Source organism: Pseudomonas sp. GYB4201 (assembly GCF_056312595.1).
The window spans coordinates 158,924-183,608 of record NZ_JBWGIG010000012.1 but is presented as its reverse complement, the minus strand read 5'-3'; the positions used below and the strand labels follow the sequence as shown (position 1 = coordinate 183,608).

Sequence of the window (24,685 nt, the reverse complement as noted above, 5' to 3'; positions counted from 1 at the left end):
CCGCGAGGGTGCGGTGGCCCTTTCCCTCACTGGAAATCTTCAGGGTTCACACCGGCCAGCGCAGCCTGGCGGCAGCGGCTACAGGATTGCGGTGAGGCTTGGAGGTGCATGCCTTGGAGGCTGTGGCGGCCTTGAGATCGCGCGCCGCCCGCGCGGCGCATCGCGACCAAGGTCGGCGCGACCCCGGCGGCTCCTACATTTGTTGCACCGCACCATGGCCTGATAAAGCAGCGTTGGCAGCCTTGTTGGCCCGACGATGGATCTTTACACCCACCCCACGTTTGACTCCCACCCCCCACCTGTCCCAAGCTGACCACCCTGCAAAAGCCCGCTGCGCTACGGACTGCTCAATGCCCAAGCTTTTCCGCAACCTGTCCCTGCTGTTCACCCTGTTCATCGTGCTGGGCGCTGCCTGGTACCTGACCCGGCCGGCGCCTGCGCCCAGCGAGCCGGAGCTGCGGCACAGTTATTCCAGGGCGCTGGAACAGGCGCACAACGGCCAGCCGGGGGCGGCGCGGGTGTTGTACCAGCAGCTGGCCCGCAAGGACCTGTCGCCCATCCGCCGTATCAGCCTGCTGGCCGAGCTGCCCAACTACCCCAGCCCCCAGGCGCTGAAGCTGGTCAAGGCCGACCTTGCCGACGGCCAGAACCTGCTGGTGCGCCATGGCGCCATCGACGCGGTGACGCGCCTGGTGCCCGACGCCCAACGCAGCCTGCTGCTGGGGCCGCTGCTGGATGACGATGACCAGGAGATTCGCTTCCACGCCGCCCGCGCGTTGCTTGGCCTGTCCCCCGACGACCTGGGCCTGTACTTCGCGCGGCTGGACGCGGTGCTGGACGAATACGTGCAAGCCCTGCTCAGCACCCCGGACGACGCCGACGGGCAGCTGCAACTGGCGCGCATCTACCTGTACAACGACGACTACACCCAGGCCCTGGCTACCCTCAAGCACGCCCATGAACTGGCCCCCGGCGACCTGGAAACCGTGGCAGTGCAGGTACGTGTGCTGGAAAAACAGGGCCAGAACGACGACTCGCGCCAGCTGCTGGCCGAGCAGCTGATTGCCCATCCCGACTCGGCGCTGCTGCAGCACGAACTGGGGCAATGGCTGATTCGCCACGGCCAGGGCGAATACGCGCTGCTGGCCCTGGCCCGCGCCTCCGAGCTGGAACCCGACAACAGCGACTACCGCTACAGCCTGGCCGTGACCCTGCACCAGATGGACCAGGTGGAAGCCGCCCAGCGCCAGCTGGACGAGATCCTGCGCAGGCAGCCGGCCAACCGCAAGGCGCGGGTGCTGTTGATCGAGTACTGGAAGCAGACCGGCCAGCTGCAGAACGTGCAGGTGCTGCTGGCGGAACTGGAGCAGCAGAACCCTGACGACCCGGCCCTGCAGCAAGGCCTGTAGCCCCCTGAATAATCGGAACTTGCCGTTGCCCGCCGCTGTCCAGTGTAGGTGCAGCGGCCCTTTGCAAGGCCTCTGTGCGCCCTGATCGCCACATGAGGACTGAGCATTGATGACGTCGAAAGCTGCCACCGGCATTGCCGGTCTCGATGACATTCTGTGCGGCGGCTTGAGCCGCGGCCATATATTTCTGCTCGAAGGCCAACCTGGCGCGGGCAAGACCACCGTTGCCCTGCAATTCCTGCTCGACGGCGCCGCCGCCGGCGAGCGTTGCCTGTACATCACCCTGTCGGAGACCGAGCGCGAGCTGCGCGAAGGCGCCCGCTCCCACGGTTGGGAGCTGGACGAGCAGATCAAGGTGTTCGAACTGACCCCACCGGAGATGCTCCTCGACGCCCAGCAGCAACAGAGCCTGCTGTACTCAAGCGACCTGGAACTGGGCGAGGCCACCCGGCAGATCTTCGCCATCGTCGAACAGCACCAACCCGACCGCGTGGTGCTCGACAGCCTCTCCGAGGTGCGCCTGCTGGCCCAGAGTTCCCTGCGCTACCGCCGGCAGATCCTCGCCATCAAGCACCACTTCGCGCGCTACAACGCCACCGTGCTGCTGCTCGACGACATGACCAGCGAGCCGCTGGACAAGACCCTGCACAGCATCGCCCACGGCGTCATTCGCCTGGAAGAAAAGGCCCCCGACTACGGCGCCGAGCGCCGCCGCCTGCGCATCGTCAAATACCGCGGGCAAAAGTACCGCGGCGGCTACCACGACTTCACCATCCACCAGGACGGCGTGCAGGTGTTCCCGCGCCTGGTGGCCGCCGAGCACCGCGCCCGCTACGAGCGCAGCCAGTTGAGCAGCGGCATCGCCGGCCTCGACGCGCTGCTGGGTGGCGGCATCGAGAACGGCTCCAGCACCCTCATCCTGGGCCCGGCCGGCACCGGCAAGTCGCTGATCGCCATGGTCTTTGCCGCGGCGGCAGTGGCCCGTGGCGAGAAGGTCGCGCTGTTCATTTTCGACGAAGAGCTGGGGCTGCTGTTCGAGCGCATGCGCTGCCTGGGCATCGACCTTGAGGGCATGCAGGCCAGCGGCGCCATGATCGTCGAACAGGTGGACGCGGCCGAGTTGTCGCCGGGCGAATTCGCCCACCGGGTGCGCAGCAAGGTCGACGAGCACCAGATCAAGACCGTGGTCATCGACAGCATCAACGGCTACCAGGCGGCGATGATCGACGAGGGCTCGCCGGTGATGCACATCCACGAGCTGCTGCTGTTCCTCAACCGCCGCGGCGCCGCCACCTTCATGACCGTGGCCCAGCAGGGCCTGGTGGGCGACATGAAGGCGCCGGTGGACCTGACCTACCTGGCCGACACGGTGATCCTGCTGCGCTACTTCGAGGCCGTGGGCCAGGTGCGCCGGGCCATGTCGGTGATCAAGAAACGCTACGGCGGCCACGAGGCGACCATTCGCGAATACAAGATCGGCAGCCAGGGCATGACCATCGGCGAGCCCTTGCATGACTTCCAGGGCGTGCTGCGCGGCGTGCCCACCTACGTCGGCGCCAGCAACCCACTGCTGCAGGACCAACCGCGATGAGCCCACAGGCCCCGGCCCCCGAGCGCGCCATCGTGCTCGCCCCCCTGGGGCGCGACAGCCAGGTGGCGCTGACCATCCTGCAGGAGGCGGGCTTCAGCGGCTCGCCGGCCAGCGACCTGGGCGACCTGTGCAGCCAGTTGCACCAAGGCGCCGGCATGGCGCTGATCGCCGAGGAAGCCCTCAATGGCCTGAACCTGGCACCGCTGCTGGACTTCCTGAAGCAACAGCCGGCGTGGTCGGACCTGCCCATCGTGCTGATGACCTACCACGGTGGCCCCGACCACCCGCCGTCCATGCGCCTGGGCGCGCAGCTGGGCAACGTCAGCTTCCTGGAGCGGCCGTTCCACCCGGTGGCGCTGGTCAGCCTGATCAACACCGCCATCCGTGGCCGGCGCCGCCAGTACGAGGCGCGCGACCGCCTCAACGACCTCAGCGACAGCCAGCAGCGCCTGCAAAGCGCGCTCACCGCCGGCCGCCTGGGCGAGGAACGCCTGCGCCAGCTCAACGAAACCCTGGAACAGCAGGTTGAGGAGCGCACCGCGCAGATCAACCAGAACGAGGAAGCCCTGCGCCAGGCGCAGAAAATGGAAGCCGTGGGCCAGTTGACCGGCGGCATCGCCCACGACTTCAACAACATGCTCACTGGCATCATCGGCAGCCTGGAGCTGATGCGCCGGCGCATCGCCCGTGGCCGCACCGAGGACCTCGACAACCTTATCGACCTGGGCGTGACCTCGGCCAACCGCGCCGCCGGCCTTACTCACCGGCTGCTGGCGTTCTCGCGCCGGCAGTCACTGGACAGCCAGCCGGTGCAGATGAACCGCCTGGTGGTGGCCATGGACGAGCTGCTGCAACGCAGCCTGGATGAAAGCATTCGCCTGCACATGAACCTGGGCGAAGAACTGTGGGTGGCCGAGGCCGACCCGCACCAGCTGGAAAGCGCCCTGCTCAACCTGGTGATCAACGCCCGCGACGCCATGCCCAACGGCGGCGAGCTGGTGGTGCAGACCCGCAACTGCCACCTGGATGCTGCTTTTACCCGTGGCCAGAGCAACCTGGCCGTGGGCGATTACGTGTGCCTGAGCGTGCGCGACAACGGCTGCGGCATGCCCCAGAGCGTGATCAACCGCGCCTTCGACCCCTTCTTCACCACCAAGCCCATTGGCCAGGGGACCGGCCTGGGCCTGTCGATGATCTATGGTTTCAGCAAACAGTCCCAGGGCCATGTGGCCATCGACAGCGAAATCGGCAAGGGCACCACGGTAAGCCTGTACCTGCCGCGCTTCCGCGGTGAGCTACCCGACCAGGCCGACGCCCCCGTGGCCCGCGCACGGCGGGCGCGCAGTGGCGAGACGGTGCTGATCGTCGAGGACGACAGCGCCGTGCGGGTACTGGTGGGTGAGGTGCTGCGCGAGCTGGGCTACACCTGGATCGAAGCCGCCGACTCGGCCGGCGCCCTGCCCATCCTCAACTCGCCCCGGCGCATCGACCTGCTGATCAGCGACGTGGGGCTGCCCGGCGGCATGAACGGCCGGCAACTGGCCGAAATCGGCCGGCACCTGCGGCCGGGGCTCAAGGTGCTGTTCATCACCGGCTACGCCGAACACGCGGCGGTGCGCGGCGGCTTCCTGGACCCGGGCATGCAGATGATCACCAAGCCGTTTGCGTTTGATTTGCTGACGGCGAAGGTGCGGGAGATGATCGAGGTGTGACGCGGCCTGCGCACACAACCCGTAGCCGCTGCCGCCTGGCTGCGCTGGCCCTGTGCCTCGCTGAAGATCTTCAGGGTTCACAATGGCCAGCGCAGCCTGGCGGCAGCGGCTACGCAATTGACGCTCTATTGCGTCGTTACACCAGCAACTGCTGGATCTTTTCACCCAGGGTATCGAGGTCGAACGGCTTGGCCAGAATCGGTGCGTTGCGGGTGATGAGGCTGCCGGACTCGATGATTTCCTGCGGGTAGCCGCTGATGAAAATCACCTTCAACTCCGGGCGCAGCTTCAGCGCCGGTTCGGCGATCTGCACGCCCGAAATGCCACCCGGCAAACGATAATCGGTGACCATCAGGTCCAGGTGCGGCTTGCGCGCCAGGATCTCGAACGCCTGGGCGCCGTTCTCGGCCTCCAGCACGTGGTACCCCTCGCCTTTCAGGTAGTCGGACAACACCATCAGAATCGAGGGTTCATCCTCGACAATGAGGACAACGTCTTGTGCATCTTCACTCATGGTAACGCCTATGTACTTTTAGGTTGGCTGCCTATGTGACCGTGGCCGCCCGTAGAGGTTGCGTGCCGCCTGGCGCTTGTTACAACGGCAGGCTGACGATGAACGTCGAGCCCTCGCCCAGGGCGCTCTGCACCGTGATCGAGCCGCCATGGGCGACCACGATCTGCTCGGAAATGAACAACCCCAGGCCCAGCCCCGCCACCACATGGGTGGCCGACACGCGCTCGAATTGCTGGAAGATGCGCGCCTGGTTTTCCTTGCTGATGCCGATGCCGTGGTCGCGCACTTCCACCAGCGCCGCGCCCTTGTGCGCGTACACGCTGACCTCGATGGGGCCGCGGCCGCCGTAGCGCAGGGCGTTGGACACCAGGTTGGAGATCACCTGTTCCACGCGGAACTCGTCCCAGGTGCCCACCACCGGTTCGCTGGCGTGCAGGCTGATGCTGCACTCGGCGGCAGCGACCTGCGGGGCGAAGTTGTCCAGCAGGTTGGCCACCAGTTGGGTCAGGTCGAACTCGCTGGGGCGGATGGACAGTTTGCCGGTGCGGATGCGCGACACGTCGAGCATGTCCTCGATCAGGCGGATCAGGCTCTGGATCTGGCGCTCGTCGCGCTCGACCATGCCGCGCATTTTCTCCAGGGTGAAGGCATCGGCGTTGTCCCGGGCCAGGTGCAGCTTGCGCAACTGGGTTTCCAGGATCAGGCCGTTGAGCGGCGTGCGCACCTCGTGGCTGACGATGGACATGAAGTCGTCGCGCATGCGCACCGCGTGCTGCAGTTCGTTCTGGGTGGCCTGCAGCTTCTTCAGCAGCACCTCCTGTTCCTGGCGGCTGCGCTCCAGGGCGTCGAGCTGCTCCTTGAGGATCTTGCGCTGGCAGTACAGGTCGACGAACACGCTGACCTTGCTCTTCACCGCATGGATCTCCAGCGGCTTGTGCAGGAAGTCCACCGCGCCGCTCTCGTAGCCCTTGAAGGCGTAGTTGAGCTCGCGCCCGGCGGCGCTGACGAAGACGATGGGAATGCTCTTGGTTTTCTCGGTGCCGCGCATCAGCTCGGCCAGTTCGAAACCGTTCATGCCCGGCATCTGCACATCGAGGATGGCCAGGGCGAATTCGTGTTGCAGCAACAGCGACAAGGCTTCGTCGGCCGACAGCGCCTTGTGTACCTCGCGGTCATCGGCCTTGATCAGCGCTTCCAGGGCCAGCAGGTTCTCCGGCAGGTCGTCGACGATCAGCAGTTTTGCTTTTATTGGGCTTGGCATGCGCTTTGTTCCAGCTCGGCGAGCAATAAGCCTATGCCGTTCAATGGGAGTATATGGTCGGGCCGGCGCAGCTTCAGCGCAGCTTCGGGCATGATTGCCACGCGCGCCTCGGCCGGGTCCTGGACAATGGTCAGACCGCCGCGCTCGCCAATGGTTGCCAGGCCGCGCGCACCGTCTTCATTGGCGCCGGTGAGTAGCACCCCGATCAGTTGCGGGCCGTAGGCATCGGCGGCCGATTCGAACAACAGGTCGATGGCCGGGCGCGAATAGTGCACCCGGTCTTCCTGGCTCAACGACAGGCTGCGGTCCTGCTCCACCGACAGGTGGTAGCCGGGGCCGGCGAAATAGAACATCCCTGGTTGTATGTCTTCCTTGTCCACTGCCTCCTTGGCAGCGCGTTGCATGCGCCGGGCGAACACTTCGGCCAGCTGGCTGTGGCGGTCATCGGGCAGGTGCAGCACGGTCAGCACCGGCAGCGCGAACGTTGGCGGCAGCATGCCGTACACGCGCAGCAGCGCCTCCACGCCGCCGGCCGAGGCGCCTACCACCACCGCTGCGTACCCGGCGCCTGCTTTCATGTCTTGCGGTAGATCCGTTCGGGTTTGGCCAGGGCTTCGAACTGGTGGCTGTAGGCAGAGAAGTCGAGGGTCTCCTTGCTGCCCAGCACCAGGAAGCCGCGGTGGCACAAGGACTCGTGGAACAGCCCGAAGGCGCGGTCCTGGAGCTTCTTGTTGAAGTAGATCAGCACGTTGCGGCACGACACCAGCTGGGTTTCGGAGAACACGCTGTCGGTGGCCAGGCTGTGGTCGGCGAAGGTCACGTTCTCGCGCAGGCTGCCGTCGAAGATGGCGTTGCCGTAGGCCGCGGTGTAGTAGTTGGAAAACGCCTGCTGGCCGCCCGCGCGCTGATAGTTCTCGGTGTAGGTGCGCACGTTTTCCATGGAGTAGATGCCTTGCTTGGCCTTGTCCAGGGACTGCGGGTTGATGTCGGTGGCGTAGATGATGGTGCGTTCCAGCAGGCCTTCCTCGCGCAGCAGGATGGCCATGGAGTACACCTCCTCGCCCGTGCTGCAGCCGGCGATCCAGATCTTGATCGAGGGGTAGGTGCGCAGCAGCGGCACCACTTCGCGGCGGATGGCCAGGAAGTGCTCGGGGTCGCGAAACATCTCGCTCACCGGGATGGTCAGGTACTGCAGCAGCTGCATGAACGCGGTGGGGTCGTGCAGCACCCGCTCCTGCAGCGCCGAGATGGTGTTGCACTCCAGCTGGCGCAGGGCGTGGTGGATCCGGCGCTTGATGGAAGCGCCGGAGTAGTCGCGGAAATCATAGCTGTACTTGAGGTAGATAGCCTCGATCAGCAAGCGGATCTCGATATCGGTATTGCGCTCCACCGTCATCAACGGCGGCCTCGCAGGTTAACGGTTCGTGGCACTAAATGCGCTCCAGCTGTGGCAACCACACGCGTATCAGGGAAAACAGCCGGTCCAGGTCGATGGGCTTGGCCAGGTAGTCGTTGGCGCCCGCCTGCAGGCAGCGCTCCTGGTCGTCCTTCATGGCCTTGGCGGTCACGGCGATGATCGGCAGCTTGCGCCAGCGCGTGTCCTTGCGGATCTCGCGGGTGGCCTCGTAGCCGTCCATCTCCGGCATCATCACGTCCATCAGCACCAGGTCGATGTCTTCCACGTCATTGAGTTTGTCGATGGCCTCGCGGCCGTTGCGACCGATTTCGACGATCGCACCCTTGTGCTCCAGGGCGCTGGTGAGGGCGAAAATGTTGCGTACGTCGTCGTCCACCACCAGGATCTTGCGGCCCTCGAAGACCTTGTCGCGGCTGCGCGCGGTCTTGAGCATCTTCTGTCTTTCCTGGGACAGCTGGGATTCGACTTTGTGCAGAAATAATGTCACTTCGTCCAGCAACCGCTCTGGCGAGCGCGCGCCCTTGATGATGATGGAGCGCGAGTACTTGAGCAGCTCGGCCTCTTCGTCGCGGGTCATGTTGCGGCCGGTGTAGACGATCACCGGCGGGAAGGCGCAGATTTCCTCGGTGGACATGCGCTTGAGCAGGTCGTTGCCGAGCATGTCCGGCAGCTTGAGGTCGATGATCATGCAGTCGTAGACGTTGTCGCGCAGCAGGTCCAGGGCCTCCTGGGCAAAGCCCACGGCGGTAATCTCGATGTCCTCATCGCCGATCAGGCGGGCGATGCTCTCACGCTGGAGGTCATCGTCTTCCACCAGCAGGATGCGCTTGAGCTTCTGGGTGAGCTTGGCTTCCAGGCGGGCGAACACGTCCTTGAGTTCGTCGCGGGTGGTGGGTTTCACCGCGTAGCCCACGGCGCCCATGTGCATGGCCGCCTCCACGCGGTCTTCCACGGAGATCACGTGCACCGGGATGTGGCGGGTGGCCGGCAGTTCCTTGAGGCGCTGCAGCACGGTCAGGCCGGAATGGTCGGGCAGGCGCATGTCCAGCAGGATGGCGTCGGGCACGAACTGCGCGGCCAGGTTGAAGCCTTCGTCGGCGCCATGGGCCACCAGGCAGTGGTAGTTCAGTTCATGGGCCAGGTCGAAGAGGATGCGCGCAAAGTTCGGCTCGTCCTCGATCACCAGGATACAGCGGCGCTCGAACGGGCCTTTCTCGCGGTCGTCGGGGAAGCGCGCGATCACTACTTCCGGCACCAGCACCGGTGCAGGCTCGGTGGCAGCGCCCTGGGGCGCAGGAATGACGGTAGGCGCGGGGTGCACCTCGTCGCGCTCCATTTCCTCGTAGCGTTGCGGCAGCACCAGGGTGAACTCGCTGCCCTTGCCCAGGGTGCTGCTGACGCTGATGTAGCCGCCCAGCAGGTTGGCCAGGTCGCGGGAAATCGACAAGCCCAGGCCGGTGCCGCCGTAGCGGCGGTTGGTGGTGCCGTCGGCCTGGCGGAAGGCCTCGAAAATCGCCTGTTGCTGGTCGGTGGCCACGCCAATGCCGGTGTCGCGCACGTGGAAGGCAATGCCGTTGTCCGGCTGCGGCGCCACGGTGAGGGTCACCTGGCCCTGCTCGGTGAATTTCAGGGCGTTGGACAGCAGGTTCTTGAGAATCTGCTCCACCCGCTGGCGGTCGGTGAACAGCATGGGCGGCGCGCCGTCCAGCAGCTCCACCGAGAAGTCCAGGCGCTTGTCGGCGGCCAGCGGTTCGAACATCGTGCGCAGGCCGTCCACCAGGCGCGCGGTGCTGGTGTTCTCCGGGCGCACGTCGAGCTTGCCGGCTTCCACCTTGGAAATGTCGAGAATGTCGTTGATCAGGTTCAGCAGGTCGTTGCCGGCGGAATAGATCGACTCGGCGAACTTGACCTGCTCGCCGGTGAGGTTTTCCTCGGCGTTCTCCGACAGCAGCTTGGCCAGGATCAGCGAGCTGTTGAGCGGGGTGCGCAGCTCGTGGGACATGTTGGCGAGGAATTCGGACTTGTACTTGCTGGAGCGCTGCAGCTCCTCGGCGCGCTCTTCCAGCTCCACCTGGGCGCGGTTGAGCTCCAGGTTCTTGGCGTCCAGGGCGTCGCGCTGCTCGGCCAGGGCGTCGGTGCGCTCGGCCAACTGCTCGTTGGTCTGCTCCAGTTCCGCCTGCTGGGTCTCCAGGTGCGCCTGGGACTCCTTGAGCACCCGCGACTGCTCTTCCAGCTCTTCGTTGGCGGTCTTCAGCTCTTCCTGCTGCACCTGCAGCTCTTCGTTGAGCTGCTGGGTCTCGGCCAGCACTTCCTGCAGGCGCTGGCGGTAGCGCGCGGCCTCGATGGAGGTGCCCATATTGCTGGCCAGCAGTTCCAGCAGTTCCACGTCGCGGTCGCTCAGCGGGCGCAGAAAGCCCAGTTCCACCACGCCGTTGATACCGTCGTCATTGTGGGTGGGCACGATCAGCACGCTGTGCGGCAGGCCCTCGCCCAGGCCGGAGGTGAACTTGAAGTAGTCCTGGGGCACCTCGTCCAGGCGCATCAGGCGCCCGGTCTGGGCCACCTGGCCGATCACGCCCTCGCCGTTGATGATGACCTGGTCGCGGTTCTCCTGCTCACGGGAGAAGCCGTAACTGGCCACGCGGCGCAGGCTGCCGTGCTCTTCGCGCACGTACACCGCGGCCACCACGCTGCCCAGGTAGTTGGCGAAGAACTGCAGCACGTTGCGCCCCAGCATCTGCAGGGTCAGTTGCCCCAGCACCTGCTCGGCCAGCTGAGTCTGCCCGGTGCGCAGCCAGGCCTGGCCTTCCAGGCGTTCGGCGCTGCGGCGCTGGGCGTCGAGGTTTTCCCCGTAGGTGGTGGACAGGGTGAGCATGTCGCGGCGGCCGAAATAGGCCAGCACGGCGCTGATCAGCACCAGGAACACGATGTAGAGGGTGATCGACATTGTGATGGTGTGCGACACGTCTTCGCTGCGCTGCTGGCGCAGGTTGTGCTCCATGGCCAGGAAGTCGTCGAACTCACCGCGCACCGCATCGGTCAGGCGCTTGCCGCGGCCGGTCTGCACCACCGAGGAGTAGTCGCCGGTGCTGCGCTTCATGTCGATCATGGACTGGGAGTAGGTCATCCACTCCTTCTGCAGCGCCGCGATGCGGGTCAGGCGGTCGACCTGGGCGGAGTTGTCGGCCACCAGTTCCTTGAGCGCAGGCACTTCGGCGGCGAGCCGCGGCTTGGCCAGCTCGAAGGGGTCAAGGTAGTCTTCCTTGCCGGTCAACAGGTAGCCGCGCATGCCGGTTTCCATGTCGATGGACAGCTTGGCGACTTCGTTGGCGTTGTTGATGACCCGGTCGGTGTGTTCCACCCAATCGATGGTGTTCATCAGGTAGCCGATGATGCTGACGAAGACTACGCCGCTCAGCAGGCCCACGCCCAGGGGCAGGCTGACGTTGCGGGTCAGCAGCTTGCGAAAGCTCTGCTCATCGATGCTGGAGGGTTTGCTCATGTCCCTTGCGTCCCTGGTGAGGTGGTAAAACAGCAGAGTTTGCCGGAATTCCACGTAGAAGATCCAAATATTCCCGCATCAACATGAGAAATTTCGCACGGAACTTTCCATGTTCTCTTACGCTTTCTAGAAGGCGACAACGGTTTTGGCCAGCAAATGCGGGATTATTTTGCATATGAGTGGCACGCCGGTATCCTTGTGCCACTGTTTTTGCGTTTTGGTAACCGTTGCACGGAACTTGCCGGCGCCCCTGCTTACTCATTAAAGACTGGCGGCGCCTGCCGCGCCCTGCCTTTTCCGTCACCGCCCAGGACTGCTCCAATGTCAAACGCCGCCGCCCCAACCATTCTTGTCGTCGAGGACGACGACATCGTGCGCATGCTGATCGTCGATGTGCTGGAGGAGCTGGAGTATCAGGTGCTCGAGGCCGCCGATGCCGAGGCGGCGCTGAAGATTCTGCGCCAGGACAACGTCATTCACCTGATGATGACCGACCAGGGCCTGCCGGACATGGAAGGCACGGCGCTGGCCAAACAAGCCCGCGAGCTGCGCACCGCCCTGCCCGTGCTGTTCGCCAGCGGCTACGCCGAAAACATCGAACTGCCCGCTGGCATGCACATGATCGGCAAGCCCTTCTCCATCGACCAGCTGCGCGACAAGGTCAAGGCCGTACTCGCCCAGCCCTGAGCCAGTCTGCCAGCAGCGTCTCTCTAAAAGGGTAATCGGCACGCAAACGATTTTCTTGAAAGTTGGATCCGAGTTTTCAAAACCCGCCTACACTTTCGGAATAATCCAAAACGCCTGTCGCTCTTCCTACCCCCAGGGACGCTGCCACCATGACGGACATCAACCCACCCGACCTGTCGCACAAGGTCTACAACACCCCTTTCATGCAACAGGTTATCCAGGTGGCGGAGCAGTTGCGACATCGCGGTGGCGCCAGCGAGGAAAAACAGACCGCGTTGTTCAAGGTTGCGTATTTCATTTTGCAGAACCCCTGGCTGTCGCCGACCCTGAACATCGAGCGCATGGCCGAAGGCGCCCATACCTCCACCGCCGCGGTCAACCGCCTGGCCAACCACATGGGCTACAACGGCTTTACCGGCCTGCGCGAGGCCCTGGTGCGGCATTTGCTGGAACTGGTGTCGCCGGCCGACCTGGTGCAGCACGAGGTGGCGCACCACCCCGAGCGCGGCTTTGACCTGAGCCAGCAGGTGCGCCTGAGCAACGGCAACCTGGAGGCCGTGCTCAATGCCAATGACGACGCGCAGTTCGAGGCGCTGGTGACGGCCATCAGCCAGGCCACCAACCTCTATATCCTGGGCTTCGGCAACAGCCACTACCTGGCCGGGCTGGCCGCCAGTTGCCTGATTCCCCATTGCGCCCACGTGATCACCCTGAACATGGAAGGCGGCAGCGAAAACGCCACCTACCGCCTGGCGACCATCAGCGAAGGTGACGTGCTGCTGACCCTGGCCTTGCCGCCCTATACCCGCGACACGCTGCGCATGGCCCAATACGCCGTGGGCCGCGGCGCCACGGTGCTGGCCATTACCGACTCGCCCGCCTCGCCCCTGGTGGACATCGCCGACCACTGCCTGTACGCCTCGCCCCAGCACCCGGTGCTGCGCAACTCCAAGGTGGCCCTGGTGGCGGTCATCGAGGCGCTGGCCACCGCCGTGCGCCTGCGCAACCACGAGCCGGTGAACGAATCCATTCGCCTGGCCGAGGACGCCCTGGCCTATATCCAGCGCACCGGCAGCGACCCGGCCGGCTGACCGGCCATTGCGCCGCCCGCCGCGGTTTGATTACTCTGGCAGCCCCTGGCAAACAACAATAAGCGGCCAAGGCATGACCCGACCCAGCAGAATCACCGATCCGTCCTACGAGCTGATGGACGATCACGAAGGCCTGTCGATCATCTACCGCCAGCACGGCTTCCCCTGCCCGCTGGTGCGCTGGCATTTCCACAAGGAATACGAGCTGCACCTGATCGTCGCCAGCGCCGGCAAGGTGTTCATCGGCGACTACATCGGCAATTTCACCGCCAATAGCCTGTTTCTCACCGGCCCCAACCTGCCCCACAACTGGATCAGCCAGGTGGAGCCCGACCAGGTGGTGGAAAAGCGCGACATGCTGGTGAACTTCACCGACGAGCTGTTCGACAGTGCCCTGCCGGTGTTCAGCGAGCTGAAAACCCTGGGCCCGCTGCTGGAGCGCGCCCGCCATGGCATCGAATTCCGCTGCCCGCACACCCTGGCCCAGGCCACCGAACTGATGCAGCGCATCGCCGACAGCCGCGGCGTGAGCCGCCTGGGGCACTTCCTGATCCTGATGGAGCTGCTGGCCGCCTGCGAGGACTACCAACTGCTGTCGGACGGCAACTCGCCGCAACTGGCCGACGAACACAGCATCGACCGCACCAACCGCGCGGTGGACTATATCTTCAGCCACTACGGCCGCGAGCTGCCGCTGGAGGAAGTGGCGCAGTACCTGGGCATGAAGCCCACGTATTTTTCCCGGGTGTTCAAGCAGGCCACCGGGCGCTGCTTCGTGGAATTCGTCAACCGCCTGCGCATCAGCAAGTCCTGCGAACTGCTGGCCGATGGCGACAAGCCGGTGACCGACGTGTGTTTCGAGTCGGGCTTCAACAACATCTCCAACTTCAACCGCCGCTTCCAGCAGCTCAAGGGCATGACCCCCAGCCATTACCGGCGCCTGGCGGTGCAGCGCCTGACCGAGCAGAACCTGGGGGCTTGAGAGCGTGTTGGTTTCGATGGGCATGCCTTCGGTTTTTTCGCGCTCATGAAATCGAGCGCCGCGCGGGCGGCGCATCGCGACCAAGGTCGGCTCCTACCGTCTGTTTCGGGCCAATCACGCCAGGACCATTGCCTTGTCCGCCCTGGTTGTTCACTGCCGATTTGTGGTGCCACCAACAAGGTGGTCGCGGCGATCCCACAGACAAAACTGGCCCAAAACAGACGTAGGAGCCGACCTTGGTCGCGATGCGCCGCGCGGGCGGCGCTCGATCTCAAGAACCCAACAAACCTTGCGCCAAGTGCAAAATAGTACAGACGCCACTGCCTCCAAGGATTTGTAACCAACCCATTTTGGGTCTGTAATCAATCCCAGCTGCTTCCCACGCTTCAGGAAGACACAACAACAATAACCAGGCTTCGTGCCCACCGGGCACCGAAGAGGAGTGTGTAATGTCGACGCCCAGAATCCTGCTTGCCCGCGCCAGCCTCGCCGCCCTGCTGGGGCTCTGCGTCACGGCCCACGCCGACCAGACGCTGACCATCGCCACCGTCAACAACAGCGACATGATCCGCATGCAGCGGCTGTCGAAAACCTTCGAGGAACAGCACCCCGACATCAAGCTCAAATGGGTGGTGCTGGAAGAAAACGTGCTGCGTCAACGCCTGACCACTGACATCGCCACCCAGGGTGGCCAGTTCGACGTGCTGACCATTGGCATGTACGAAGCGGCACTGTGGGGCGCCAAGGGCTGGCTGGAACCGATGAAGGACCTGCCCGCCGACTACAACCTGGACGACGTGTTCCCCTCGGTGCGCGACGGCCTCTCGGTGAAGGGCACGCTGTACGCCCTGCCCTTCTACGCCGAAAGCTCGATGACCTACTACCGCACCGACCTGTTCAAGGCCGCCGGGCTGACCATGCCCGAGCACCCCACCTGGACGCAGATGGGCGAGTTCGCCGCCAAGCTCAACAAGCCCGACCAGGGCCAGTACGGCATCTGCCTGCGCGGCAAGGCCGGCTGGGGCGAGAACATGGCGCTGATCACCACCCTGGCCAACAGTTGGGGCGGGCGCTGGTTCGACGAGAAATGGCAGCCTGAATTCACCGGCCCGGAATGGACCGGCGCGCTGACCTTCTACGTCGACACCATGAAGAAATACGGGCCGCCCGGCGCCTCCAGCAACGGCTTCAACGAGAACCTGGCGCTGTTCAACAGCGGCAAGTGCGCCATGTGGGTCGACGCCACCGTGGCCGGCTCGTTCGTCACCGACAAGAGCCAGAGCAAGGTCGCCGACAACGTCGGCTTCACCTACGCACCGCACGAGAAAACCGACAAGGGCTCGGCCTGGCTGTATTCCTGGGCGCTGGCCATTCCCACCAGCTCCAAGGCCAAGGACGCCGCCAGCACCTTCACCCAGTGGGCCACCTCCCAGGCCTACGCCAAGCTTGTGGCCGACAAGGACGGCATCAGCAACGTGCCGCCAGGCACCCGCGCCTCCACCTACAGCGATGCCTACATGAAGGCTGCGCCGTTCGCGAAGATCACCCTGGAATCGCTGAAGACCGTGGACCCGAAAAGCCCGTCGGCCAAGCCCGTGCCCTACGTGGGCATCCAGCTGGTGACCATCCCTGAATTCCAGGGCATCGGCACTCAGGTGGGCAAGCTGTTCGCCGGCGCACTGGTGGGCACCAGCACGGTGGAGAAAGCCCTGGCCGACGCACAGTCGACCACCGAGCGTGAAATGAAGCGCGCGGGCTATCCCAAGTAGCGCCCCCAGCCACCGGCCTGCGATGGCCAGCCCTGCCCCGGGGCTGGCCAGCCTTTCAAGGTACCTATCATGAGCACGTCCACTGCCAAGGCGCCGTCCCAGGCCCATCAAGACCTGGGCAAGCGCCGCCTGAACAACCCCGGCTGGTTCCTGGTCACCCCTTCGGTAGCGCTGCTGCTGTTGTGGATGATCGTGCCGCTGGCCATGACCGTCTACTTCTCGCTGATGCGCTACAACCTGCTGGACGGCGGCGACAAGACCTTCACCGGCCTGGGCAACTTCCAGTTCTTCTTCACCGACGAGGGCTTTATCCCCGGCATGACCAACACCCTGTTGCTGGTGGGCAGCGTGCTGCTGATCAGCGTGGTGCTGGGCGTGCTGATTGCCGCGCTGCTGGAGGCCAGCGAGTTTTTCGGCCGCGGCATCGTGCGCGTGCTGCTGATCTCGCCGTTTTTCATCATGCCCACGGTGGGCGCGCTGGTGTTCAAGAACCTGATCTTCCACCCGGTGTCGGGCATCCTCGCCGACCTGTGGCGGTACTTCGGCGCGCAGCCAATCGACTGGCTGGCCAATTACCCGCTGCTGTCGATCATCATCATTGTCAGCTGGCAGTGGCTGCCGTTCGCCATCCTGCTGCTGATGACTGCCATGCAGTCCCTGGACCAGGAGCAGAAAGAGGCCGCGCGCCTGGACGGTGCCGGGCCGGTGGCGATCTTCTGGCACCTGACCCTGCCGCACCTGGCCCGGCCGATTGCGGTGGTGGTGATGATCGAGACCATCTTCCTGCTGTCGGTGTTCGCCGAGATCTTCACCACCACCAACGGCGGGCCGGGCTTTGCCTCCACCAACCTGGCCTACCTGATCTACAACCAGGCCCTGGTGCAGTTCGACGTGGGCATGGCTTCGGCCGGTGGCCTGATCGCCGTGGTGATCGCCAACATCGCCGCCATCATCCTGGTGCGGATGATCGGCAAAAACCTCACCGACCAGCCTTGAGGCCCGCGCCATGACCCTCACACTCAAGCAACACCGGCGCCTGCAAAGCGTGCTGCTGGGCCTGCTGGCCTGGGCCATCGCCCTGCTGCTGTTCTTCCCCATCTTCTGGATGGTGCTGACCAGCTTCAAGACCGAGATCGACGCCTTTGCCACGCCGCCGCAGTTCATCTTCACGCCGACGCTGGAGAACTACATTCACATCCAGGAGCGCAGCGACTACTTCCACTTCGCCGGGAACTCGGTGCTGATTTCCTTCAGCGCCACCCTGTTGTGCATGCTGATCGCGGTGCCGGCGGCCTACTCCATGGCCTTCTACGAGACCAAGCGCACCAAGCAGACGCTGCTGTGGATGCTGTCCACCAAGATGCTGCCGCCGGTGGGCGTGCTGATGCCCATCTACCTGCTGGCCAAGGGTTTCGGCCTGCTGGACAGCAAGCTGGTGCTGATCGTGATCTACACCCTGATCAACCTGCCGATCGTGGTGTGGATGGTGTACACCTACTTCAAGGATATTCCCCGCGACATCCTCGAAGCGGCCCGGCTGGATGGCGCCACGCTGCTGCAGGAAATGGTGCGGGTGCTGCTGCCCATCAGCAAGGGCGGCCTGGCCTCGACGCTGCTGCTGTCGTTGATTTTGTGCTGGAACGAGGCGTTCTGGTCGTTGAACCTCACCAGTTCCAATGCGGCGCCCCTGACTGCGCTGATTGCCTCGTACTCCAGCCCCGAGGGGTTGTTCTGGGCCAAGTTGTCGGCGGTGTCGACGCTTGCGTGTGCGCCGATCCTGATTTTTGGCTGGATCAGCCAGAAGCAGCTGGTGCGCGGCCTTTCCTTCGGTGCCGTCAAATGACCCGTAGCCGCTGCCGCCAGGCTGCGCTGGCCCTCAAATACACCCTCAAATCCCCATGTGTCTGCAAGGGCCAGCGCAGCCTGCGGCAGCGGCTACACCTTATGTTCGGAGTAATGTCATGGCCACATTGAAAATAAAAAACCTGCAAAAGGGCTTCGAGGGCCTGTCCATCATCAAGGGCATCGACCTGCAGGTGAACGACAAGGAATTCGTGGTGTTCGTCGGCCCCTCGGGCTGCGGCAAGTCCACGCTGCTGCGCCTGATTGCCGGCCTTGAAGAGGTCACCAGCGGCACCATCGAGCTGGACGGCCGCGACATCACCCAGGTCAGCCCGGCCAAGCGCGACCTGGCCATGGTGTTCCAGACCTACGCCCTGTACCCGCACATGAGCGTACGCAAGAACATGTCGTTCGCCCTGGACCTGGCCGGCGCCGACAAGGCCGAGGTGCAGCGCAAGGTCGACGAGGCTGCGCGCATCCTCGAACTGGCGCCGCTGCTGGAGCGCAAGCCCAAGCAGCTGTCGGGCGGCCAGCGCCAGCGCGTGGCCATCGGCCGGGCCATCGTGCGCAACCCGCGGATCTTCCTGTTCGACGAACCGCTGTCCAACCTCGACGCCGCCCTACGGGTGCAGATGCGCCTGGAACTGGCGCGGCTGCACAAGGAGCTGCAGGCCACCATGATCTACGTCACCCACGACCAGGTGGAGGCCATGACCCTGGCCGACAAGGTGGTGGTGCTCAGCGCCGGGCGCATCGAGCAGGTGGGCTCGCCGCTGGAGCTGTACCACCACCCGGCCAACCTGTTCGTGGCTGGCTTCCTCGGCACGCCGAAAATGGGCTTCCTCAAGGGCCGCGTCAGCCGGGTCGACAGCCAGGGCTGCGAAGTGGAGCTGGCCGCCGGGACGCGTATCAGCCTGCCACGCAGCAGCGCCAGCCTCAGCGTCGGCAGCGAGGTGACCCTGGGCATCCGCCCTGAACACCTGGAACTGGCGCAGCCCGGCCAGCCCGGCCTGGCGGTGACGGCCGACGTCGGCGAGCGGCTGGGCAGCGACACCTTCTGCCACGTGGTCACCGACTCCGGCGAGCCACTGACCCTGCGCATTCGCGGCGACCTGGCCAGCCAGTACGGCGAGCGCCTGAACCTGTACCTCAACCCCACCCATTGCCACCTGTTCGATGCCCAGGGCATCGCCGTGGCCAAGCCGCTGCTGGCCGCGGCCTGACGAGGACCCGTACCGATGAAACTGACCCGCGACAACCTCGACAAACTGGCCGCGCACATCCAGCGCCCCGCCTACGCCCAGGCCGACACCCGCCAGGGCATCGTCCACATCGGCGTAGGCGGTTTCCACCGCGCCCACCAGGCGTTCTACACCGACGCCCTGATGAACACCGGCGAAGGCCTGGACTGGGCCATCTGCGGCGCCGGGCTGCGCAGCGACGACCGCGCCATGCACGACGCGCTCAAGGCCCAGGACTCGCTCTACACCCTGGTGGAACTGGGCGACGGCACTGGCCACGAAGTGCGGGTGATCGCCGCCATCAGCGGCATGCTGCTGGGCGAAGACAGCCCCCAGGCGCTGATCGACAAGCTGGCCGACCCGGCCATTCGCATCGTCTCGCTGACCATCACCGAAGGCGGCTACTGCATCGACGACAGCACCGGCGAGTTCATGGCCCACCTGCCGGCCATACAGCACGACCTGGCCCACCCCGACGCGCCCCGTACGGTGTTCGGTTTCCTCTGCGCGGCCCTGGCCCGGCGCCGCGACACCGGCACCCCGGCCTTCACGGTAATGTCCTGCGATAACCTGCCGCACAACGGCGCCGTGGCGCGCAAGACCCTGCTGGCCTTCGCCGACCTGCGCGAGCCGGCCCTGCGTGACTGGATCGACCGCCACGTGAGTTTCCCCAACGCCATGGTCGACCGCATCACGCCCATGACCAGCGCCGCCCACAAGCGCCAGCTGCTGGAGCAGCACGGTGTCGACGACGCCTGGCCGGTGGTGTGCGAGCCCTTCGTGCAGTGGGTGCTGGAAGACAAGTTCGGCAACGGCCGGCCAGCCTGGGAAAAGGTCGGCGTGCAGTTCACCGACGACGTCACCCCCTACGAGGAAATGAAGATCAAGCTGCTCAACGGCAGCCACCTGGCGCTGACCTACCTGGGCTTCCTGAAAGGTTACCGCTTCGTCCACGAGACCATGAACGACCCGCTGTTCGTACGCTACATCCGCGCCTACATGGACCGCGACGTGACCCCGCAACTGGCCTCGGTGCCCGGCATCGACCTGGAGGGCTACAAGGACACGCTGATCGAGCGTTTCAGCAACCAGGCCATCGCCGACCAGCTGGAGCGGGTGTGCTCGGACGGCTCGTCGAAGTTCCCCAAGTTCACCGTGCCCACGATTAACAAGCTCATCGAGGCCGGCGCCGGGCTGGACCGCGCCGCCCTGGTGGTAGCCGCCTGGGCCCTGTACCTCAAGGGCGTGGATGAAAACGGCACGCACTTCAAGATTCCCGACCCGCGCGCCGAGTTCTGCCAGGCGCTGGTGGCCGACGACGTAATGCTGACCCAGCGCCTGCTGGGCGTGGAGGAGATTTTCGGCAAGGCCATCCCGCAGTCCGCGGCCTTCGTCGCGGCCTTCGAAAACCAGCTCAAGCACCTGCGCCAACTGGGGGTCGACAAGACCCTGGAACGCCTGCTCAGCTACGAGGAGTAAGCCTATGTACCTGGGCATCGACTGCGGCACCCAAGGCACCAAGGCGCTGTTGCTGGACCCGGCCAGCGGCCAGGTGCTGGGCCAGGGCAGCGCGCACCACGACATGATCAGTGGCGCCAACGGCCGCCGCGAGCAGGACCCGGCTCAATGGGTGGACGCCCTGTGCACGGCGGTGGCCCAGGCCCTGGCCGAGGCCGGCGTCGACGGCCAGCAGGTGCGCGGCCTGGGCGTGTCCGGGCAACAGCATGGCCTGGTGCTGCTGGACGCCAGCGGCCAGGTACTGCGCCCGGCCAAGCTGTGGTGCGACACCGAATCCACCGTGCAGAACCAGCGCCTGCTCGACCACCTGGGCGGCCCCCAGGGCTCGCTCGACCGCCTGGGCGTGGCCATCGCCCCCGGCTACACCGTGTCCAAGCTGCTGTGGACCCGTGAGGAACACCCCGAGGTGTTCCGCCGCATCGCGCGCATCCTGCTGCCCCATGACTATTTGAACTTCTGGCTCACCGGCCGCGCCTGCGCCGAATACGGCGACGCCTCCGGCACCGGCTATTTCGACGTGCGCAACCGCCAGTGGGACCTGCAACTGCTGCGCGACATCGACCCCGACGGCCGCCTGCAGCAGGCGCTGCCAGAACTGATCGGCCCGCGCGACAGCGTCGGCACGCTGCTGCCCGAGGTGGCGCGGCGCCTGGGCCTGAGCCCCCAGGTGCGGGTGGCCAGTGGCGGCGGCGACAACATGATGGGCGCCCTGGGCACCGGCAACATCCAGCCGGGTGTGGTGACCATGAGCCTGGGTTCGTCGGGCACGGTCTACGCCTACAGCGCCGAGCCCACGGTGAGCCCTGAGCCCGAGGTGGCGACCTTCTGCTCCTCAAGCGGTGGCTGGCTGCCGCTGATCTGCACCATGAACCTGACCAACGTCACCAGCGCCGTGCGCGAGCTGTTCGCCCTGAGCATCGAGGCGTTCAACCGCCAGGTCGAGATGGCCCCCATCGGCGCCGACGGCGTGCTGATGCTGCCCTTCCTCAACGGCGAGCGCGTGCCCGCCCTGCCCCTGGCCACCGGCAGCCTGCAGGGCCTGACCGCGGCCAACCTGAACGCCGCCAACCTGTGCCGCGCGGCGGTGGAAGGCACCACCTTCGGCCTGCGCTATGGCCTGGACCTATTGCGCGCAGGGGGTCTGGCCAGCCACAGTATCCGCCTGATCGGCGGCGGCGCGCGCAGCGCGGTGTGGCGGCAGATGGTGGCCGACATCATGAACACCGAGGTCACCTGCCCCCGGCACACCGAGGCCGCCGCCCTGGGTGCAGCCATCCAGGCCGCCTGGTGCAACGGCGCTGGCGAGCTGGCCGGCCTGTGCCAGCGCTGCGTGCAACTGGACCCTGCCCAGGGCGCGCAGCCCATTGCCGCCAACGTGCAGGCCTACGAGCAGGTGTACCGGCACTATCGTCAGCGCCTCGAAGCGCTGTGAATTCATAGGGAGGCATCATGTATCTGGTATGTGGCGAAGCGCTGTTCGATTTCTTCTGCGAGCCGGACCGTTTCGGCCAGGCCGCGCGCCTGGGCTACGAGGCGGTGGCCGGTGGCTCGCCGTTCAACGTGGCGGTGGGCCTGGCACGCCTGGGCGTGCCAGCGGCGCTGCTGGCGGGGGTATCCCAGGACTTCCTGGGGCAACGACTGCGCACGGTGCTGGCCGGCGAAGGCGTGGCCGACGGCTACCTGCACGACTTTGACGCGCCCACCACCCTGGCCATGGTCGCCGTGGGCAGTGACGGCACGCCGCAGTACAGCTTCCGCGGCCAGGGCTGCGCCGACCGGCTGCTGACCCTGGCGCACCTGCCCGCCCTGGATGACAGCGTGCATGGCCTGCACTTCGGCTCGTTCTCGCTGGTGGTGGAGCCGGTGGGCAGCACCCTGCTGGCCCTGGCCCGGCGCGAGCACGACCAGCGCCTGATCAGCCTGGACCCCAACGTGCGCCTCAACCCGGCACCCGACATCGGCCTGTGGCGGCGACGTATCGGCGAATTTGCCAGCCTGGCGCACCTGATCAAGGTCAGCGCCGAGGACCTGGCGCTGCTGTATCCGGACCAGGCACCCGACGAGATTGCCGCCCAATGGCTCAACGAACGCTGCCAACTGGTGTTCGTCACTCGCGGCGCCGACGGCGCCAGCCTCTACAGCCGCCAGCACGGCGAATTGAGCGTGCCAGCGCAAAACGTGGCCATGGCTGACACGGTGGGCGCCGGCGACACCTTCCAGGCGGCCCTGCTGGCCTGGCTGGCCGAACACCAGCTGGACTCGCCCCAGGGCCTTGCCCAACTCAGCCGCGAACAATTACACGCCATCCTGCAGTTCGCCACCCAGGCTGCGGCGCTGACCTGCGCCAAGGTTGGGCCAGACTTGCCCTATCGCCGCCAGCTGCCCTGACCTGCCCACGCCCCGGGGGCTCTCGTCCCCCGGGCAACCCCCGTATTCAAAGGGCTTTGCCCGCCCGACTGTTACAAACTTGTACTTATTGATTAACACCTTCTTGCGAACTTTCCGAAGACCTTAGGAAAGTTCTTACAAAGTTATCGGAAACTTCAAAACTTGACATCCTACATTTGCACCGAAATGAACCCTGCGCGCTCTTCCGCACCTCACTAAAACAAATCGCTATTCGCACAAAACATTGAACCAGGCCATTTACAGCGGCACTGCCTGCCACTATTCTCTGTTTCCGCAGAGCCAGCGACTTATCAATTTCCTGATAGTGCAAGTTAACCCCCCGGGCAGCGTGGCAACGCCAGTGGCGCCCGAGTGGTTCAAATAGATGATTGGAGAATAAAAAAGTGTCCAGACTCGCCGAGTTCCGCGCCGCCGAAAGAGCCCTTCAGGCCCAGCTAGCCCAGCTGGAAACCCTGAAGAACGATGCAGGCCTGAAAAAGGAGATTGAATTCGAGCACAAGTTGCAGGAGTTGATGCTCGAGTACGGCAAGGGGCTGCGTGACGTCATCGCCATTCTCGACCCCACCCGCAACGAGCCGCGCCTGCCGTTCCAGCACGTGCGCGCCCATCGCCGGCCTCGCGCGGTCAAGGTCTACGAGAACCCTCATACCGGCGAGCTGATCGAGACCAAGGGCGGCAACCACCGTGGCCTCAAGGCCTGGAAATTGCAGTACGGGCGTGACACGGTGGAAGGCTGGCTGCGCGGCTGACGAAAGGTGAGGCGGCGCATTTTTTTTCACAGGATTTTCACAGCGGATCTTCCACGATGGAATCTGCTAATGGACTAGCGCCCCAATGCCCGCTTCGGCGGGCTTCTTATTGCCTGCGATTTGCTATTTCCCCACCTGGCATTTGGCCTGGGCGCGACAGTTGCGTATCATGGCAGGTCTTACAAGAACTCTTATCTCCCCACGGCGGCACAACCGGGTTGTGGCGTCGTTATTCATATTCCTTGTTCTGGAGTTCCCATGAGCCTGCACGACTTGAACACCTTCCCTGGCGTTACCGCCGAACCGGATGCCGCCACCCGCAACTTCGTCTTCAACCACACCATGCTGCGCGTGAAGAACATCGAGAAGTCGCTGGACTTCTACACCCGCGTGCTGGGCTTCAGCCTGGTGGAAAAGCGCGACTTCCCGGAAGCCGAATTCAGCCTGTACTTCCTGGCCCTGGTGGACAAGGCCCAGATCCCTGCCGACGACGCCCAGCGCCACACCTGGATGAAGTCGATGCCTGGCATCCTGGAACTGACCCACAACCACGGCACCGAAAACGACGCCGACTTCGCCTACCACAACGGCAACACCGACCCACGTGGGTTTGGTCACATCTGCGTGTCGGTGCCTGACATTCAGGCGGCCTGCGAGCGCTTTGAAGCGCTGGGCGTGGACTTCCAGAAGCGCCTGACCGATGGGCGCATGAAGAACATCGCGTTCATCAAGGACCCCGATGCATACTGGGTCGAGATCATCCAGCCGAACTTCTAAGCCCTGCCAAGCGCGGCGCAGGCGCGTTTGATCTGCGTTTGATCTGCTTGTGATCTTGATCTTGATCTTGATCTGGCTTTTGATCTTGATTGTATGCCCCGTAAAGCGCCAGGGCCGACTGGAGGCGTCGCTCAACGGGCTGCCCGAAGGGCCGAGGCCGCAGGCCGAAGAGACGGTAACCCGCAGGCTTCTATAGCGGGTGCCGTCTGCCCGT

Annotated in this window: 20 protein-coding genes; 15 read left to right on the top strand and 5 right to left on the bottom strand. The window is 64.9% G+C overall.

Annotated elements, in window-relative coordinates; translation table 11 throughout:
* Nucleotides 1-350: 350 nt before the first annotated feature.
* From AC0Z2B_RS14205 to AC0Z2B_RS14195, 3 genes are all read left to right on the top strand, one after another.
* Nucleotides 351-1,409: a tetratricopeptide repeat protein gene (locus AC0Z2B_RS14205; RefSeq protein ID WP_476297408.1), complete on the top strand. Its 1,059-nt coding sequence runs from the start codon at nucleotides 351-353 to the stop codon at nucleotides 1,407-1,409.
* 109 nt (nucleotides 1,410-1,518) lie between these two features.
* Nucleotides 1,519-3,000 (top strand): ATPase domain-containing protein, encoded by a 1,482-nt coding sequence (locus AC0Z2B_RS14200; RefSeq protein WP_476297406.1) that lies wholly within the window; start codon nucleotides 1,519-1,521, stop codon nucleotides 2,998-3,000.
* The gene (locus AC0Z2B_RS14195; RefSeq protein ID WP_476297404.1) at nucleotides 2,997-4,712 is read left to right on the top strand and encodes an ATP-binding protein; all 1,716 of its coding nucleotides are present in this window, start codon (nucleotides 2,997-2,999) and stop codon (nucleotides 4,710-4,712) included. The genes AC0Z2B_RS14200 and AC0Z2B_RS14195 overlap by 4 nt, the downstream gene beginning before the upstream one ends.
* 136 nt (nucleotides 4,713-4,848) lie before the next feature.
* Here the strand turns inward: AC0Z2B_RS14195 and AC0Z2B_RS14190 are convergent, their stop codons facing one another.
* The 5 genes from AC0Z2B_RS14190 to AC0Z2B_RS14170 form a co-directional block, all read right to left on the bottom strand.
* The gene (locus AC0Z2B_RS14190; protein WP_476297402.1) at nucleotides 4,849-5,226 is read right to left on the bottom strand and encodes a response regulator; all 378 of its coding nucleotides are present in this window, start codon (nucleotides 5,224-5,226) and stop codon (nucleotides 4,849-4,851) included.
* Between the two features lie 79 nt (nucleotides 5,227-5,305).
* Nucleotides 5,306-6,487: a hybrid sensor histidine kinase/response regulator gene (locus AC0Z2B_RS14185; RefSeq protein ID WP_416424761.1), complete on the bottom strand. Its 1,182-nt coding sequence runs from the start codon at nucleotides 6,485-6,487 to the stop codon at nucleotides 5,306-5,308.
* Complete coding sequence (locus AC0Z2B_RS14180) at nucleotides 6,472-7,065, bottom strand: chemotaxis protein CheB (protein ID WP_416424762.1); 594 nt, start codon at nucleotides 7,063-7,065, stop codon at nucleotides 6,472-6,474. Before AC0Z2B_RS14180 ends, AC0Z2B_RS14185 begins: the two co-directional genes overlap by 16 nt.
* Complete coding sequence (locus AC0Z2B_RS14175) at nucleotides 7,062-7,883, bottom strand: CheR family methyltransferase (RefSeq protein ID WP_476297400.1); 822 nt, start codon at nucleotides 7,881-7,883, stop codon at nucleotides 7,062-7,064. Before AC0Z2B_RS14175 ends, AC0Z2B_RS14180 begins: the two co-directional genes overlap by 4 nt.
* Nucleotides 7,884-7,917: 34 nt before the next feature.
* On the bottom strand, nucleotides 7,918-11,406 hold the full coding sequence (locus AC0Z2B_RS14170) for a response regulator (protein ID WP_476297398.1): 3,489 nt from the start codon (nucleotides 11,404-11,406) through the stop codon (nucleotides 7,918-7,920).
* 321 nt (nucleotides 11,407-11,727) lie between these two features.
* On the opposite strand from AC0Z2B_RS14170, the gene AC0Z2B_RS14165 reads away from it, so the two are divergent.
* The 12 genes from AC0Z2B_RS14165 (at nucleotide 11,728) to gloA (ending at nucleotide 24,471) form a co-directional block, all read left to right on the top strand.
* Complete coding sequence (locus AC0Z2B_RS14165) at nucleotides 11,728-12,093, top strand: response regulator (protein WP_476297396.1); 366 nt, start codon at nucleotides 11,728-11,730, stop codon at nucleotides 12,091-12,093.
* A 149-nt stretch (nucleotides 12,094-12,242) separates the two neighbouring features.
* Complete coding sequence (locus AC0Z2B_RS14160) at nucleotides 12,243-13,184, top strand: MurR/RpiR family transcriptional regulator (protein WP_476297394.1); 942 nt, start codon at nucleotides 12,243-12,245, stop codon at nucleotides 13,182-13,184.
* 73 nt (nucleotides 13,185-13,257) lie between these two features.
* Nucleotides 13,258-14,166, top strand: a complete 909-nt coding sequence (locus AC0Z2B_RS14155) for an AraC family transcriptional regulator (protein ID WP_416424767.1) — start codon at nucleotides 13,258-13,260, stop codon at nucleotides 14,164-14,166.
* A 449-nt stretch (nucleotides 14,167-14,615) separates the two neighbouring features.
* Nucleotides 14,616-15,935, top strand: coding sequence for an extracellular solute-binding protein (locus AC0Z2B_RS14150; protein WP_473002634.1), 1,320 nt, complete (start codon nucleotides 14,616-14,618; stop codon nucleotides 15,933-15,935).
* Between the two features lie 69 nt (nucleotides 15,936-16,004).
* Entirely contained in the window at nucleotides 16,005-16,931 is a 927-nt protein-coding gene (locus AC0Z2B_RS14145) for a carbohydrate ABC transporter permease (RefSeq protein WP_476297393.1), read from the top strand.
* A gap of 10 nt (nucleotides 16,932-16,941) precedes the next feature.
* Entirely contained in the window at nucleotides 16,942-17,778 is an 837-nt protein-coding gene (locus AC0Z2B_RS14140; protein ID WP_416424770.1) for a carbohydrate ABC transporter permease, read from the top strand.
* Nucleotides 17,779-17,896: 118 nt separating this feature from the next.
* Entirely contained in the window at nucleotides 17,897-19,000 is a 1,104-nt protein-coding gene (locus tag AC0Z2B_RS14135) for an ABC transporter ATP-binding protein (protein ID WP_416424771.1), read from the top strand.
* 15 nt (nucleotides 19,001-19,015) lie between these two features.
* Nucleotides 19,016-20,497, top strand: a complete 1,482-nt coding sequence (locus tag AC0Z2B_RS14130) for a mannitol dehydrogenase family protein (protein ID WP_476297391.1) — start codon at nucleotides 19,016-19,018, stop codon at nucleotides 20,495-20,497.
* A 4-nt stretch (nucleotides 20,498-20,501) separates the two neighbouring features.
* Nucleotides 20,502-21,968 (top strand): xylulokinase, encoded by a 1,467-nt coding sequence (gene xylB / locus AC0Z2B_RS14125; RefSeq protein ID WP_476297390.1) that lies wholly within the window; start codon nucleotides 20,502-20,504, stop codon nucleotides 21,966-21,968.
* Nucleotides 21,969-21,985: 17 nt separating this feature from the next.
* Nucleotides 21,986-22,924, top strand: coding sequence for a carbohydrate kinase family protein (locus AC0Z2B_RS14120; RefSeq protein ID WP_476297389.1), 939 nt, complete (start codon nucleotides 21,986-21,988; stop codon nucleotides 22,922-22,924).
* Between the two features lie 404 nt (nucleotides 22,925-23,328).
* Complete coding sequence (locus AC0Z2B_RS14115; RefSeq protein ID WP_416424775.1) at nucleotides 23,329-23,694, top strand: histone-like nucleoid-structuring protein, MvaT/MvaU family; 366 nt, start codon at nucleotides 23,329-23,331, stop codon at nucleotides 23,692-23,694.
* Between the two features lie 258 nt (nucleotides 23,695-23,952).
* Entirely contained in the window at nucleotides 23,953-24,471 is a 519-nt protein-coding gene (gene gloA, locus AC0Z2B_RS14110; protein ID WP_416424776.1) for a lactoylglutathione lyase, read from the top strand.
* Nucleotides 24,472-24,685 lie beyond the last annotated feature (214 nt).